The organism is Nannocystis punicea, from assembly GCF_026965555.1.
In the GTDB taxonomy this organism is placed as follows: Bacteria; Myxococcota_A; Polyangia; order Nannocystales; family Nannocystaceae; genus Nannocystis; species Nannocystis punicea.
In genome coordinates, this window is record NZ_CP114040.1 from 7,274,724 (window position 1) to 7,289,639 (window position 14,916).

Genomic DNA, 14,916 nt, shown 5'->3' on the forward strand with positions numbered 1-14,916 from the left:
TGCGTCCGTGAGAGCCGACGCGCTCCTCGCCGGCGACTCCGCGATCCGGCCACGCAATCCCGACTCGCACACGGCGCCCCTGGCCTCAGCGCACCTTCGCCAGCAGCGCCGCGACCCAGTCGACGAACACCCGCAGCTTCGTGCTCAGGTGCTTGCTCGGCGGATACACGACGTAGATCGGCTGCGGCGCGCGCGGCCAGTCGCCGAGCACCCGCACCAGCGCCCGGCGGGTGATGTGCGGCCGGACCGTGAAGTCCAGCGTTTGAACCACCCCGAGCCCCGCCAGCGCCGCGGCCACGTGCGCGGTGTTCTCGTTGACGGTGACCTCCGGGCGCCGCTCGATCGTCACGGTCTCCTCGCCGCGCGTGAACACCAGCGACTGCGTGCGGCTCGTCCGCGCCGACGCGTACCCGACGATCGCGTGCTTCGCCTCGAGGTCGCGCGGATGCTCGACCTTTCCGCGGCGCCGCAGGTATCCGGGCGACGCGCAAGTCGTCCAGCCGACCGTCCCGACCTTGCGAGAGATCAGCGTCGAGTCCTCCGCGACGCCGCGCAGCGCACAGTCGACGTTCTCGCCGATCAGATCGACGATGCGGTCGGTGACCCCGAGGTCGATGTGCAGGTCCGGGTACCGCGCGCGAAACTCCGGCAGCGCGGGCAGCAAGATCCCGCTGGCGATCGCGCCGCCCGTGTCGATCCGCAGCCGCCCGCGCGGGCTCGCCTGGGCCCCGCGCAGCGTCGCGTCCAGCTCGGACAGCTCGGACATCAGCCGACTCGTGCGCTCGTAGTAGGCCGCACCGTCCGGCGTCACCGTCACGCGCCGGGTCGTGCGCAGCAGCAGCTTGACCTGCAGGTGCGCCTCGAGGCTCTGAACCAGCTTCGTCACCGTCGCCTTCGGCATCTGCAACGAGTCCGCCGCCCGCGTGAAGGTGCCCGCCTCGACGACCCGCGCGAACACTTTCATTGCCAGAAGTTGGTCCATCGCCCCGGCGCGCCTCCGCCCGGATTATTCCCCACGGTGAACAAAGAAGCCACCGGTCGCCCGCTTATCCACGGGCGTCCACGCCGTAGGTTGGCGGCCATGTCGACCCGCAACATTCACGCCACCAAACACGCCGGCAAAATCGCCCTGATCACCGGCGGCAGCACCGGCCTCGGCCTCGCCACTGCCCAGCGCTTCGTCGACGAGGGCGCCGCCCACGTCTATATCACCGGCCGCCGCCAGCCCGAGCTCGACGCCGCCGTCCGCCAGATCGGCCGCAACGTCACCGCGATCCGCGGCGACGTCAGCGTGCTCCCCGACCTCGATCGCGTGTTCGCCGAGATCAGCCGCGCGCACGGCCGCCTCGACATCCTGTTCGCCAACGCCGGCGGCGCCGCCTTCGAGCCGCTCGGCGCGGTCACCGAGGCCGTGTTCGACAAGTACTTCGGCATCAACGTCAAGGGCACCCTGTTCACCGTGCAGAAGGCCCTGCCGCTGATGTCCGCCGGCGCCGCGATCGTCGTCAACGGCTCGATGGTCTCACTCAAGGGCGTCGCCGCGTTCGGCGTGTACTCGGCGACCAAGGCGGCCCTGCGCTCGTTCGTCCGCACCTGGGCCGTCGACCTCGAGGGCCGCGGCATCCGCGTCAACGTCGTCGCCCCGGGCACCGTGGTCACGCCCGCCTACCGCTCCGAGCTCGGCATGAACGACGAACAGATCGAGCAGTTCGCCGCGCAGGCCGCCAAGGTCACCCCGCTCGGCCGCGTCGGCACCCCCGACGAGATCGCCAAGGCCGTGTCGTTCCTCGCGTCCGACGACGCCAGCTACATCACCGGCGTCGAGCTGTTCGTCGACGGCGGCCAGGCCCAGGTGTGAGCAGCGCGAACGACGGCTACGGCGTCGCAATTGGCAGGGCAGGTCCGGGCCGATTCCTTATCGTCCCTCGAACTCGAGCGACATCGCCTCGCCGTGGATGTTGACCACGAACGCGCGACCGTCGATGGCCAGCCCCGCGACGGCCGTACCGAACTCCGGTGGCAGCGGGGCAGAGGGAGTGGACCTCCCTCGTCGGAGGTCGACCACCTCGACCGTCTCGGCCAAGCCGCCGACGACGACGAGACGGCGGCGCGCGGGCAAGACGACGGCCACCGGTCCCAGGGAGCGCTCGTCGTGGAGCCGGCCCACGGTCGTCCATGCATTCGCCTGGGCGTCGAATCGTTCGATCTCGAGGATGCCCCACCCCTCGCGATAGTCGGCGTTTCCGCCGATCACGAGGCCGGTTGCGGCGAGGACCACCGCGACGTGCTCGTGCCGGGGCCGGACGTCGCCGGCGCGCCAGCGGTCCCGCCGTGGATCCCAGCGCTCGAAGCGAGAGACGAGGAATGCCTCGCCCGAGGTGTCGCGCCCGTCGCCGCCGTGCACGACGGCCCCCCCGCGCGTGAGCGGAAACGCGACGGCCCCGCGGCGAGCGTGCGTCAGATCGGCCGCCTGGGTCCAGCGGTCGGTGACCGGATCATAGACGTCGACGCGCGAGAGGGGGGCGCCCGTCGCGTCCACCCCGCCCGCGACGAGGACGCGGCCGTCCGCGAGGCGTGCGGTGGCTTGCTCGAGGCGGGCGACCGGCAGCGGAGCGGCGATGTCCCACGTGTCGCGGTCCGGATCGTAGCGCCAGGTCTCGCTCGTGCTCCGATCGTAGGTGCTGGCCTCGCCGCCACCCACGACGAGGATGTCGCCCCCAAGGAGGACGACGGCGTCGTAGCCGATCCGCGATCTCGGCAGGGAGGCGCGGGGCGCCCATGCGCCGGTCTCGGGATCGCGTTGCACGAGCCCTCGCGTCGTTTCGGTCGCCGCCAGCGCGAGGACGCGTTGCTTCGAGACGCGAACGAGCACGCCCGCCGCGTCGGCGCCGGGGCCCGGTTGTGACACCCAGGAAGCCTGCACGGCGAGAGCGGAGGCGGCGAGCAGGAGACGACCGACGAGGAGGAGAGAGAGCACAACTGGCATCCTGTCGAGTGACGGGGCGAGGCTTTCGGCCTATGGTACGAACCGTACCAAACCCGCCCCGCTCTCGCGCCCGTTCCACCGCTCTCTGCCCTCGTTCGACCTCCGATTCCGCGCGTCCTGGCCGTCCTGGCCGCCGACCGTCGCCGGCTCCCTGGAGAGCGTGACCATGTCCTCTCGCCGCCTCGTCACCGCTGTCGTCGTCCTGCTCGGCTGCGACCGTCACGAGCCCGCCGAGCTCGCGCACGCCGAGCTCATGTGCGCCGATCCCTCGCCCGCCTTCGGCTGCCCCGACCCTCGGGCTCAGCCTGTCGCTCCCTCGCCGATTGCGGCGCCCTCGTTCGCAGCGCCCGCCGCCCCCGCGGATCGACGCTGCGGTGAGGCCGGCGAGCTCCCGACCGAGCTTCCGCCCGACCTCGCCGCTGGCCGTACGCCCATCGGCAGCAGCATCCTGCACCCCGGAGACCAGCTCGACATCGGCGCGACCCACCTGCGCTACGACGCCTCGACGACGCACGGCACCCATCGCGTCAGCCGCCGCGGACCCGGCCTCCACATCGAGATCGACCGCGGCGAGGTCGGCCCGGACGCCCCCTGGGGCAACCTCGTGCCGCTCGACCCCGACGAGCGACAACCGGTCCGAGTCGGCCCCTATCGCTTCGACCTGAGCACATCCGCTGGCGATCCGCCCGCCGACCTCACCGTCACAGTCACCCGCGACCTCTGCCCTGCCACCGCCGTCGTCGAGCCCGCCGACGCCCCGCGCAGCCTGTGGCTCAGCACCGAGGGCATCCGCACCCATACCTACGACGTCTCGGGTCAGTTTCTCCAACTCGCCCTCCACGGTCACGGCGTCGCCCCGCACGTCTCCGTCACCGATCGCGGCTATTTCTACGGGCTCGAGCCCCGGCCCGGCGTCCCCCACCGGCTCCGCGTTGGCGCCCGCCTCGTCACCATCGAGCGCGTCGTCCCCGGCCCGAACACCCGCTTCGACGGCGCCTGGCAGGCCGACAACGACGCTCGCCTGCACGTCCGCGCCCGCATCGAGCCGCTTCCGCCCGGCCCCAAGATCGCACCCGCCGCGCCCACCGACCCCTGCACCCCGAGCGCCGAGCGCACCACCGTCCCCACCCAGCTCCAAACCGCGCCGAAGCTCCTCGCCGATCATCCCCTCGACCGCGGCAAGCACCTCGCCCTCGGCCCGTTCACCGTCGACTACGTCACCGTCGAGCTCCCCCCCCTCGGCGACGGCCCCTACCGCGAGAAGGCCCAAACCGTGTCCCACGTGCGGGTCCTCGCCGCCAAGCCCTACGAGTTCGTGCTCGACTTGCGCTCGGGCCCTCGATTCGTCCGCCACGGGGAGGACCTCGTGCGCATCGACCCGGACGACTCCGGCGACCGCGTCCGCGTCCGCCGGTTCGGCGCCGTCTGTCCCCACGAGCGCACGCTGCCCGCGTTCAAGGCTCCAACCTACGTGTGGCTCGGCACCTTCGGCCATACCGACGTCCGCGTCCCTGGTCGCGCCACGATCCCCCTGAGACTCGCGCTCCGCGTCGACATCGACGGCCCCAGGCTCGACCTCGGCAGCGCCGACGCCTCCTTCTCGTATCCCGTACGCCCCGACCAGATCGGCCTCGCCTTCACCCTCCGCGAGCACCTCGTCGAGATCGTCGACGTCGTCCCCGCCCTGGGCACCCGCCACGACGGCCAGCGCTGGCAGACCGACGGCGCCGTCCCCGTCGTCAACGTCCAGCTCGCCGTCACCCCGCTGCCGGCGCCCTGATTGCGCAGTGTCGTGCGGAGCATGTCGTGGCGACCGCCGGGGTTCGAGCCACGGGGTAGGCTGAGCCGGTCCGCACTCATGGGCTGGTTCAGGCCCTCGACGCGGTTGGCATCGGCGCGGGTCGCTCTCTGACGTCCCGGCGTCCGCGCCAGGGCCGCCGAGCACGAGCGCGTGAAGGCAATGCGCCAGCCGGAAGGCCCCGCCCAGCTCGGTCGACCTGTCCGGGCGGCCTCCGGCCACGGCGCTCGATCGGCGCTAGCGACCGCGCCGGCGCGCGAACCAGGCCGGGACCGTGGTGCCGGGCGGGACGTCGTCGCCGTCGAAGGCGAAGCGCCCGGCGAGGTCGTCGGGCGCGAACTCGGGGCTCGACCACGTCGCGCCGAAGTCGCTCGTGCGGTAGGTGTAGCGCCCGGGCGCGGTGCCGCTGATCGGCGCCGCCGGGTCGTCGTCCCAGCGCACGACCAGCGCGCCGCGGCCGGCGGCGTCCATCTGCAGCCCCTCGACGCCGGCCATGTAATACGGCTTGCGCACGTGGCCGCGGAGCCGCCAGCTGCGCCCGCCGTCCTCGCTGGTGACGATCGCCAGCGTCCACGACGGACCCTCGACGGCCGAGTCCGCGACCAGCCAGATCCGCCGGCGATCGTGCGATGTCTCGACGACGATCCACCGCGCCTGCGTGAGGTCGTCGACACGCTCGAGGTCGATCAGGTTCGGTCGCGCCTCGCTCGCCGGATCGAACCACACGATCGCGGGGCGGGTGGCGGTCGGCAGCGACGGGCCGTACGAGGCGAACACGACCCCGGGGAGCGTGTCCGTCGGTTGCAGCGAATCGACGGCGATCCACGGCTGCAGCTCCTCGACGCTCGCAGGACGGCTCGCCAGGGCGACGTCGGCGGCGACGAACCACGGCTCGACCTCGGGTGCTGGGGGAGTCGGCTGCGGCCGTCGCTCGGCGTCGACGGGAGGTTGCCCCGTACACGTCGCGAGGACGAGCGTCAGCAGGCATGCGCGCACGCGGGGACCGTATCGGGCCGCGCGTCGCCGGTCAAACCGCGAGGATCCGCGCACGCGCAGCCCTGGTACCCGCCTCGGGCGTCAGGTCCCGTGGACCGCAGGTCGGCTCGCAGAAGGCCGGCCCGCGGGTTGTTCGCCTCACTCCTCGTGGAGGGCCGTCCTGGCTAGCTCGCCCGTGGCTGGATCGACGACGGCGTAGTAGGTCCCCGGTCTCCGGCCCGCGACGGTCGGATCGACCTCGGTGACGACCGCCTCGCGGAGTACGCCGCGGACGATGACGGTGCGGTCGGAGAGCGCGTAGTCGCCATCGACGTCGACGCCGTGGACGGTCGGCTGCTTCGTGCGGGTCTGCGGGCCGATGATCGTGACCGTCTTGCCGACCGCGGCGGCCCGCTGCGAGCGATCGGTGATGACCGTCTCGCCGGGGTCCGTGGGCGCCGTCGGGGCCGCAGGCGGAGGGCTACCGGCCTGACCGCAGGCCGCGAGCAGGACGATCGGGAAGGCGAAGCTGCGCATGCGGGGATCTTAGTTCAACGGAGGGTGATCGTCGCCCGCTCGACCTCCGACTCGCCTGCCTGGAGAACACGCGCCCGGATCCGACTGCGCGCTGTAGAGCAGCGGCGCGGAGCAGCGGCGCGGCGATCGCCTCCCAGTCGCGACACCAGGAGGCGCGAGCACGAGCGGGAGCCGCACCCGCCGACCAGCCCGCCGACGAACGCGTCGCCGACCATCCCGCCAGCGTCGGCGTCCGAGCCCACCTCGAGCTCGCCGGGCACGGCGGTGCTTGCTGTGCTGCTCCTCGCCGTGCAGGCGACGGCCCACGCCGACCTCGCAGGCCGAGCACGAGGAGATGAGGACGGAGCTGGCGATCGCTGCGACTCGCGGCCCAGGCGTCGCCCGCCGTAGACAACCCGACGTCCGAGCGTCCCATGACGTGAGCGCGACCTCCATGCCGCGAGCGAATGGAGGTGGCTGTCATTCGCAGGCGACGCGCACGTCGACGACCTCGCCGGTGCGCTGCTGGCCGGCGGTGCGGTAGACGAAGCTGGCGCGCTCGAGGCCGCAGTTGCCGCGCGCGTCGCACTCGCGGCGGGTGGTGTAGCCGAGGTCGATCTCGACGATCTCGAAGCTCGCGAGCGGCAGCATCTCCCAGCCGCTCGAGCGCCGGTCGGCGTCGTGATCGGCCCACAGCACCAGCTCGCCCCAGCGCGCGTCCGCGGCGGTGATCTTGCCGTCGCGGTCGCTGTCGAGCTCGGCGAGGGCCCGGAAGCCGTTATGCACACCTGACCCGAAGGACAGGCGAGTGGCGGCGCCGAACAGCTCCTGGCCGCCGTCGATGCTGCCGTTGCCGTCGCGGTCGAGCGCGAGCCACGGGGTCGCGGCGGTCGGCCAGTCGGCGCGGGCGCAGCTGCCGGCGCCGCCGTGGATGTCGAAGTCGGCGGCCGAGGCGGAGGTCGGTGCGAACTCGATGGCGTCGCCGAAGCTCAGCACCAGCGGAGTGTTGCAGTCTTCCCAGTTCCACACGTGGCGGCCGGTCTCCTCGTCGACCATGCAGCCCATGTCGATGTCGAATTCGCCCTCGTCGAAGCCGCACGACTGCGACTCGCCCGGCTTGCACTCGTCGGCCTCGCCGCACTCGCCCCAGCGCGTCTCGCCGGTGTCGGGGGTCGCCTCGTAAGCGACGCAGTGCTGAGTGCCGCCCTCACAGGCACGCGAGTCGCCCTCCTCGGCGCACGTCTCCGTCAGACAGGCGGTCCAGATGTGGTTGTACTGATCGAGCGACCAGACGCAGAACTCGAGGCCGGCGACGCCGTCGATCTGACACTCGCTGGACAGCTGGGACTGGTCGCAGATCTCGCCCGCGCGGCCGAAATCCGCCTTGGGCTCCGGCTCGGGCTCGGGCTCGTCTTCGCCGACAATCTCGCCCTCGCTGTCGCCCTCGCCTGCTTCCGCGCCCTCGCTGTCGCCCTCGCCGGCCGAGGTGTCGCCGTCGTTCGCGTGGTGACCCTCGACCTTCGAGTCACACGCCGGCAGCGCGAGGAAGAGCGAGGACAAGGTGAGGAGGCGAGTCGTGGTCGTCATGCGGACGTGGCCTTAGCAGGGACCGTGCCAAGCCGCCCAGAGGACGTACAGGCGACGTGGGCGCCGTTTGGTGAAGCCCCTGCGACGAGGCTGGAGCCCACCGACGTCCTGGTCTGACGGGAGTGTCGTGCGATCTCGCCGGGGCGAGCCGCGCCAGCCGAGTCGGAGAACGGCCGGCGGGCGTCGCCCGGCATCGCGGCCGAGCGGGTCGAATCGCGGACGGGCGCGACCTCTTCGCGGGGCGACCTCTCCGTGCAGCGCTCGCCGAGCCGAGGGCGAGCGGGCACCAGCGCTGGCGACTTCGGGTTCTGCGCCCCCGTCCGCGGTCGGAGAGCCGGCCCCTGGCTGAGAGCGCGCAGGCGCCATCGAGCACCTCGCTCAGGTGCAAGTGCGCCTGCGCCGTATTAAAGCGCGGGCGCCGGAGCCCCTGCAGCCGCGCGCGACCTCGCCTTCATGCCCACCGCATCCTCGGGTCACTTGACCACGCTCCTCGTGCTCGCCTACCTCGGCTTTATCAGCCTCGGGCTGCCCGACGCGGTGCTCGGAGTGGCGTGGCCGTCGCTGCGCGCCGCCTTCTCGCTGCCCCAGGCGGCCCTCGGCGCGCCGCTGGCCGCTCTGGCGGTCTCGTACTTCCTCTCGGGGCTGGCGGCCGGCAGCCTCATGCGTCGCGTGGGGATCGGCGCGCTCCTGGCAGGCAGCACCGCGATCGTCACTCTGGCGGTCGCGGGGTTCGCTTCGGCGCCGAACCTCGGCGTCTTCCTCGCCGCTGCGTGCATCGGGGGCTTCGGCTCCGGCGCCATCGATGCCGCGCTCAACGCCTACGTCGCGCACAACTTCGGCGCGCGCCACATGACCTGGCTTCACGCGGCCTACAGCTTGGGCGCGGCGCTCGGGCCGGCGCTCATGACGGCAGTCCTCGCGCGCGAGGCGGGGTGGCGCACGGGATATGCGCTCCTCGCCGGGGCGCTCGGCGTGCTCGCGGTCGCCTTCACCCTCACCCGCCGGCGCTGGGACGAAGGCGCCGCCCCCACTGCCACGGACGCCGCGACCTCGGCCGCGAGCGCCGAGGAAGACGCCGGGCCCCACGTGCTGCGCCGCCCTCGCATGTGGCTGCAGCTCGGGTTCTTCTTCCTGTACGCGGGCCTCGAGATGTCCGCGGGTCAATGGGCCTTCACCGTGCTCACCGAGGCGCGGGGTCTCGACGAATTTCAGGCCGGTACCTGGGTCAGCCTCTACTGGGCGAGCCTGTTGGCCGGCCGCATCGTCCTCGGCTTCGTCGTCGAGCGCGTGGGCCCGGTGCTCCTCGTGCGCCTCGCCACCGCGCTCGCCGTGCTCGGCGCGATCGTGTTCGCTCGCCCCGGGCTGCCGCCGGTGGTGGCATTCGCCGGCCTCGCGCTCCTCGGCTTCGCCCTGGCCCCCATGTACCCGGTTCTGATGGCCGAGACGCCGCGCCGCATGGGGTCGCACGCGGCCCACGCCGTGGGCTTTCAGGTGAGCGCCGCGACCGCGGGCCTCGCCGCCATGCCCAGCCTCGCGGGTCTGCTCGGCCAACGGCTCGGGCTCGGCGCGATCCCGTGGTTCCTGGTGGGCAGCGCCGTGGGGCTCGCGCTCCTGCACGAGACGCTGGTGGCGACCGTGGACCGGCCAGGTCACCCTCGCTCGTCGCCTCGATGAGGGCCACGCGGCCGCGCAGCACGGCAGCGTGGGCGCGCTTCCTCGTGGCGCCCGCGCTCGAGCGCCGCCATCCCATCGCGACGCGCGCGCCCAATTCGGCGCCGGGGACGGTGCGGCCCAGGCGGGTGCCCCGTCGACGGCATCCTGGAGCGGACGAGGATCGCCTCGCTCTCGGGTCTAACGCGGCAGGACGGCGGCGACGTAGCCTCCGCTCATGTCGTGATGGACGAGAAGCCTCATGGACTCGAGGCGAGCCACGCGGGGATCACGGTGCGGAGCCTCTCCGCCTCGGCGAGATCGACTGGCATGCCGCCCTCGTGGTCCGCGCACAGCTCGACGAGGATGCCGTTCGGATCCCGGAGGTACACGGAATGACACCAGCCGTGGTCATGCTCCAGGACGACCTTGAGCTGCGCATCACGGGCCTTCGCCGCGAGTCGTTGCTGAGTCTCGCGGTCGACGCGGAACGCAACGTGGTTTACCCAGATCGGGTACCCGAGGTCGGTGGAGATCGCGGTCTTTTGCGGCGTGGGTTCGCCGACGTCGTGTAGCTCGAAGAATGCGATCGAGGAGTCGTTGCCGACATCGTAGAAGAAGTGGCGGAACCAACCCTTCCCGAATTGGCTGAGCTCAGTATGCACGAGGGGGAAGCCGAGCACTTCCGAGTAGAATCGATGCGTCGCCTCGGGATCGAGGCAGGCAAACGCCACGTGATGGATTCCTGAGGTCATGGTTGTTGGCCGTACGCTGCGCATCCTGCCGTGCTTGCCCCTTGCCGACGAGCCGCGTTGCTGCGGCGGAGCTCGGCATTGCGGGCGTCACTCTAGCGGAAGGAACCGTGCGACAGCACGCCCGGTGACACCAGTAGACGATTCCCGACGAGACGCGCTCGATGCGCCATGTCGAAACGTGAGCCGCGCGCTCACCGCCCCACGGTCCTCGTTTCCGTACACCGCGCAGGCGCCCTGTGGCGGCAAGTGCGGCCCATAGCTGCAGTTCGCGCTGGTGATGCGGGCCGTCGCCGCCTCGAGCCGGTACTTCGGGCTCGCGCAACGATCCGGGGAACCTCGGCCCGACTGAACACGGGGTTTGGAGAGGCCGAGGGAATTCCCACTTCGAACTTCATTACGCGCCCGGGAGCGGTCGTTCGCCGCGCGAGACGGCCGCGAGGTCGAGGCTGACCTTCAGGATAGGGTCGCCAGGGCCGAGCGCTCGAACACGCCGAGCTCGTCGTGGCGGCCGTCGCGGATCTTCCGGAGCCACTGCGGGTCGGCCAGCAGCGCGCGGCCCACGGCGACGAGGTCGAACTCCTCGGCCTCGAGCCGGCGGACCAATCCGTCGAGGGACGCCGGCCGCGACGACGCGCCGCCGAACGCGGCGATGAACTCGCCGTCGAGCCCGACCGAGCCGACGGTGATCGTCGGCTTGCCCGTGATCTTCTTGGCCCAGCCCGCGAAGTTGAGCTCCGAGTCGGCGAATTCGGGCTCCCAGAACCGCCGCTGCGAACAATGGAACACGTCGACCCCGGCCTCGGACAGCGGCGTCAACCACGCTTCGAGCTCGCGCGGGTTCGCGGCGTTCTTCACCTCGAAGTCCTGGGCCTTCCACTGCGACAGCCGGAGGATCACCGGGATGTCCTCGCCGACGCCGGCGCGCACCGCCCGAACCACCTCCGCGCCGAACGCCGCGCGCTCGCCGATGGTCGCGCCGCCCCAGCGGTCGGTCCGCACGTTGAGGCCGCCCCAGAAGAACTGGTCGATCAGATAACCGTGCGCTCCGTGGATCTCGACCGCGTCGAAGCCGAGCTCGCGCGCTGCCCGGGCCGAGCGTCCGAACGCCGCGATCGTGTCGGCGATGTCCTCCTCGGTCATCGGCTCGAGCACCCGCTTGCCCGGCGTGACCAGCCCCGACGGGCTGTCGACCCGACCCAACGGCCGCCAGTCCGCCCCTGTGCCGCGCGACGACCCGACGTGCCACAGCTGCGGCGCGATCCTCCCGCCCGCGGCGTGCACCTCGTCGGCCACGCGCTGCCACTGCGGCAGGGCGTCGCCGTGGAATACCGGCACGTTGGCGTCGTTGCGCGCCGCCGGGCGCTCGACCACCGTGCCCTCGGTGATGATGAGCCCGACCTCCCCCTGGGCGCGCCGGCGGTAGTACGCGGCGACCTCGGCCGTCGGGATGCCACCTGGCGAGAACGAGCGAGTCATGGGAGCCATGACGATGCGGTTGGGCAGGCGCAGCGAGCGGACCTGCAGCGGCCGGAACAGGGAGTCGATGCTCATGAGACCTCGTGGACAGCGACCGCGGTTTCGCGGTTCAGTGTACGGAAATTTAGTTCACTAGACTGGACGGTCAAGACGGCCCCGTTGCGGCCTCCTCGTGCGATAAATCCGAGCCAGGCCGGTCAGAACGCGGCCACTTTGTGCCACAGACCCGCGGCCCGCAGTCACCGGCCGAGTGGTCAGCTTCCCGCCACGGCAGAGTGATCAAAGAGGACCGCCCTGTTGATCTTCGCGGCCGGGTCCACCCGAGGTCGAGACCGGATGCTGGATTGGTACGACGAGCCGTATTGATACGACCCGTGACCAGCGACAACCTCGGCTTCATCGACTACTGCGTCGGGCAGGCCTGCGATATCACGATCGAGAATTTCGGCCTGCACTACGCGGAGTACACGGGCACCTTCTACGACGCGGTGGACGATCCGTACCCCTTCAGCGTGGACGGGATCTGGATCTCGCTCGCAGAGCCGGTCCGCGGCACGATGACTCCCTCCGTCTCCTCGCCCCCCGTCGTGTCCTTCCCCTCCGGGGTCTTCTGGGTCAGGCTCTCCACCGGCGCAGTCGCGCTCGATGGCACGCCGATCAGCACCTTCGGCTCGGCGACGGTGCCGGTCGATCAGGTGACCGGAATCTATGACGGAGGCGTACTGACGCTCTACATCGGCTACGAGACGGTGGACGCCACCACCATGAGTCTGACGCTCACCACGTTCTGAGAGGACGTGCAGCCTGGTGCCCGTCGCAGGCGGGGAAGTCGCCCTCCATCTCCCCCGCTTCAATTCCTTGCGCAGCCGGACGAGCTCGCCCCGCTCGTCCGTCGTCAGCGGTCCTCCCGGGCAGGGTTCTGCCCGCCTCGTCCAGTTCCTCGGCGCGCTCGGGCTCGCTTGGCCGCAGCACCGTCTCGATCCCCACCTTCGCCGTGGGAGCAACGGGGTGAGGGGCATCCTTGCGAGTCTACCCTGTCGGCGGTACTCTCGCGCAAATGCGACCCCTTCGGTATTCCATCAACGTCACACTGGACGGGTGCTGCGATCATCGTGGAATCCTCCCGGACGAGGAAATGCATCGCCACGCGGTCGAGAATCTCGACGCGGCCGATGCCCTCCTCTTTGGCCGGGTGACCTACGAAATGATGGAGACCGCGTTTCGGGCGCCGGTTCAGACGGGAGCGAGGCCAGGCTGGATGGACCCCTTCGCCCGGACGATCGATGCGGCCAAGAAGTACGTCGTGTCGAGCACCCTGGACCGGGTCGATTGGAACGCGGAGCTCGTGCGTGGAGATCTCGGGGAGGCCGTTCAGCAGCTCAAGCGAGAGTCGGGTAAGGGACTATTCGTGGGAGGCGTGAAGCTCCCGCTGGCGTTGGCGGAGTTGGGGTTGATCGACGAGTACGAGTTCGTGGTGCATCCAAGGCTGGCAGGCCATGGACCGACGTTGTTCGCGGGGCTGTCGAAGGCTATCGACTTGAGGCTCGTGAGCCGGCTGGAGTTCGGCTCGGGGGCGGTGGCGATGCGGTATGAGCCGAGAAGGTAGCCATCGGGCTTGTTCGCCCGAGTCGGCGCATCCGCGAGCAACTCGGGCCGCCTCCCTCCCCTGAAAGAAACAGGCTGACAGCCCCCCAGGGTGCGCGCAGGCTCGCGCTCGCGAGTTCACAGGACTTTTGGGACAGGTCGACGCGGCCTCCGCCTGCGAGCCCCGACGATCACGAGCAGCGCGAGGACCCCGTGCGGCCCCTCCGCGAGGCCGCAACCCGCACAGCCGGCCTTGTCGCCGCTGCCTCCGCCGCCCGTGTTGCTGCCCGCGCCGCCGCCCGTCGAGCTGCTCGTGCCGCTGCCCGTGGTCCCCGGCTGGCCACCGGTCGTCGGGGTCGCCTCGGTGCTGCCGTTGCTCGTGCTGGTGGTCGTACTGCTCGTGCTCCCGCTGGTCGTGCCACCGTTCGTGCTGCTCGTGCTCCCCGTGCTCGTGCTCCCCGTGCTCGTGCTCCCGCTGCTCGTGTCGCTGCCCGTGCTCCCGCCGCTCGTGCTACCGCTGCTCGTGCTGCCCGTGCTGCTGCCGGTGTCGCTCCCACCGGACGACGTCTCACCCGCCGGGAGGCACAGGTCGATGGTCTGGCAGGTCTCGCCGTCGCCGCGGCAGGTATCCTCGGGCGAGCACGCGCCGCCGTGGACGTGTTGTGGCTCTGGAAAACAATCGAGGACGCGGATGCACGCCTTCGCCGCCTGGCAGGTCGTGCCGTCGGGGCACTCGTCGTCGTTCGTACAGACCAGCGCGTAACACTCCGCGCCGCAATGGCCGGTGCCCCCCTCGCTGCCGGGCGGGCAGTCGTCCGGCGGCCGGCGAATGACATCGGCGCGCGCGGGGCCGGCGAGCAGCGCGAATGCGGCCGCGAGGGGCCAGACGAGGCGCACAGGGCGATACAGTTCCACGGTCTTCCTCATCGTCACGGTATCATCCGCCGATCGTGATGGACAGCCACCACCTCGCCGCGCTGCTGCTCGTGGCCGGCCTCGCGTGCGAGCCTCCGGCGCGGCCCTGTCCGGCGGGTACCGTCGCCCACGCCGAGCGCGCGCGTTCGCTGGTCGCCGCGGTCCGCGGATCGCGCGTCGAACCCGCGCTCGCTGGCGCGAGCCCGACGATCTGCTTCGGCGGCCATGCGCGCGGCACCGTGCGCCCAGACGGCGTCGTCGTGCTGGCGGACTCGCTCGACGACGCCGCCGCCACCGCCCGACTGGCGCACCAGTGGATGCACGTCGCCGACGGGCTGCACCACTTCCCCGCCTCCGACGTGCCGTGCGATCGTCAGCTCGCGGCGGCGCTGGCCGCCGAGGCGCGGGCGATCGTCGCCGAGATCGAGGTGTGCGACGAGCTCGCGTGCCCCGCGGCGCCCTTCACGTTCGCCGCCGAGGTGCGGGTCGCCGCGCCTGCCGAGCGTGCGGGCCTCGTCCTCGCGCGCTTACAGGCCGAACCCGAGGCCGACGGCCTCGCCGTGCTGGTCCGCGACTATCGCACGCGCTGCCCCGGCGGAAGTTGAACATTCGCGCTCGGCACCTGCGCCACCCAGTACAGCGAGATGATCGCGAACTCGGGCCCCAGCGACCAG

The 14,916-nt window shown here is 71.4% G+C and carries 14 protein-coding genes; 6 read left to right on the forward strand and 8 right to left on the reverse strand.

From position 1 onward, the window contains the following. Positions 1-85: 85 nt before the first annotated feature. Positions 86-982, reverse strand: a complete 897-nt coding sequence (locus O0S08_RS27985) for a LysR family transcriptional regulator (RefSeq protein ID WP_371879500.1) — start codon at positions 980-982, stop codon at positions 86-88. 99 nt (positions 983-1,081) lie between these two features. On the opposite strand from O0S08_RS27985, the gene O0S08_RS27990 reads away from it, so the two are divergent. Further along, entirely contained in the window at positions 1,082-1,858 is a 777-nt protein-coding gene (locus O0S08_RS27990) for an SDR family oxidoreductase (protein WP_269032387.1), read from the forward strand. A gap of 57 nt (positions 1,859-1,915) precedes the next feature. Here the strand turns inward: O0S08_RS27990 and O0S08_RS27995 are convergent, their stop codons facing one another. After that, the gene (locus O0S08_RS27995; RefSeq protein ID WP_269032388.1) at positions 1,916-2,806 is read right to left on the reverse strand and encodes a Kelch repeat-containing protein; all 891 of its coding nucleotides are present in this window, start codon (positions 2,804-2,806) and stop codon (positions 1,916-1,918) included. A gap of 346 nt (positions 2,807-3,152) precedes the next feature. Here O0S08_RS27995 and O0S08_RS28000 point away from each other — a divergent pair, with 346 nt between their 5' ends. After that, entirely contained in the window at positions 3,153-4,766 is a 1,614-nt protein-coding gene (locus tag O0S08_RS28000; RefSeq protein WP_269032389.1) for a hypothetical protein, read from the forward strand. 255 nt (positions 4,767-5,021) lie between these two features. On the opposite strand, the gene O0S08_RS28005 is transcribed toward O0S08_RS28000, so the two are convergent. The 3 genes from O0S08_RS28005 to O0S08_RS28015 all read right to left on the reverse strand — a co-directional run bounded on the left by O0S08_RS28005 (position 5,022) and on the right by O0S08_RS28015 (position 7,862). Continuing rightward, complete coding sequence (locus tag O0S08_RS28005) at positions 5,022-5,780, reverse strand: hypothetical protein (RefSeq protein WP_269032390.1); 759 nt, start codon at positions 5,778-5,780, stop codon at positions 5,022-5,024. Positions 5,781-5,918: 138 nt separating this feature from the next. After that, positions 5,919-6,296, reverse strand: a complete 378-nt coding sequence (locus O0S08_RS28010) for a hypothetical protein (protein WP_269032391.1) — start codon at positions 6,294-6,296, stop codon at positions 5,919-5,921. 459 nt (positions 6,297-6,755) lie between these two features. Further along, positions 6,756-7,862, reverse strand: a complete 1,107-nt coding sequence (locus O0S08_RS28015) for an SPM autocatalytic domain-containing protein (RefSeq protein WP_269032392.1) — start codon at positions 7,860-7,862, stop codon at positions 6,756-6,758. A 477-nt stretch (positions 7,863-8,339) separates the two neighbouring features. Between O0S08_RS28015 and O0S08_RS28020 the strand changes: the two genes are divergently transcribed. Further along, a complete protein-coding gene (locus O0S08_RS28020; RefSeq protein ID WP_269032393.1) occupies positions 8,340-9,536 on the forward strand; it encodes an MFS transporter in 1,197 nt (398 codons plus the stop codon). Between the two features lie 236 nt (positions 9,537-9,772). Here O0S08_RS28020 and O0S08_RS28025 read toward each other — a convergent pair whose 3' ends face one another. Both O0S08_RS28025 and O0S08_RS28030 read right to left on the reverse strand, forming a co-directional pair. Then, positions 9,773-10,267 (reverse strand): VOC family protein, encoded by a 495-nt coding sequence (locus tag O0S08_RS28025; RefSeq protein ID WP_269032394.1) that lies wholly within the window; start codon positions 10,265-10,267, stop codon positions 9,773-9,775. Between the two features lie 453 nt (positions 10,268-10,720). Further along, positions 10,721-11,818, reverse strand: coding sequence for an NADH:flavin oxidoreductase (locus O0S08_RS28030; RefSeq protein WP_269032395.1), 1,098 nt, complete (start codon positions 11,816-11,818; stop codon positions 10,721-10,723). A 299-nt stretch (positions 11,819-12,117) separates the two neighbouring features. On the opposite strand from O0S08_RS28030, the gene O0S08_RS28035 reads away from it, so the two are divergent. Further along, positions 12,118-12,534 carry a hypothetical protein gene (locus O0S08_RS28035; RefSeq protein WP_269032396.1) on the forward strand — a complete coding sequence of 139 codons (417 nt, stop codon included), beginning with the start codon at positions 12,118-12,120 and terminating at the stop codon, positions 12,532-12,534. A 266-nt stretch (positions 12,535-12,800) separates the two neighbouring features. Then, positions 12,801-13,349, forward strand: a complete 549-nt coding sequence (locus O0S08_RS28040) for a dihydrofolate reductase family protein (protein ID WP_269032397.1) — start codon at positions 12,801-12,803, stop codon at positions 13,347-13,349. A 116-nt stretch (positions 13,350-13,465) separates the two neighbouring features. On the opposite strand, the gene O0S08_RS28045 is transcribed toward O0S08_RS28040, so the two are convergent. Then, on the reverse strand, positions 13,466-14,242 hold the full coding sequence (locus tag O0S08_RS28045) for a hypothetical protein (protein WP_269032398.1): 777 nt from the start codon (positions 14,240-14,242) through the stop codon (positions 13,466-13,468). Between the two features lie 35 nt (positions 14,243-14,277). Here O0S08_RS28045 and O0S08_RS28050 point away from each other — a divergent pair, with 35 nt between their 5' ends. Continuing rightward, positions 14,278-14,847: a hypothetical protein gene (locus tag O0S08_RS28050; RefSeq protein WP_269032399.1), complete on the forward strand. Its 570-nt coding sequence runs from the start codon at positions 14,278-14,280 to the stop codon at positions 14,845-14,847. Positions 14,848-14,916: the final 69 nt, after the last annotated feature.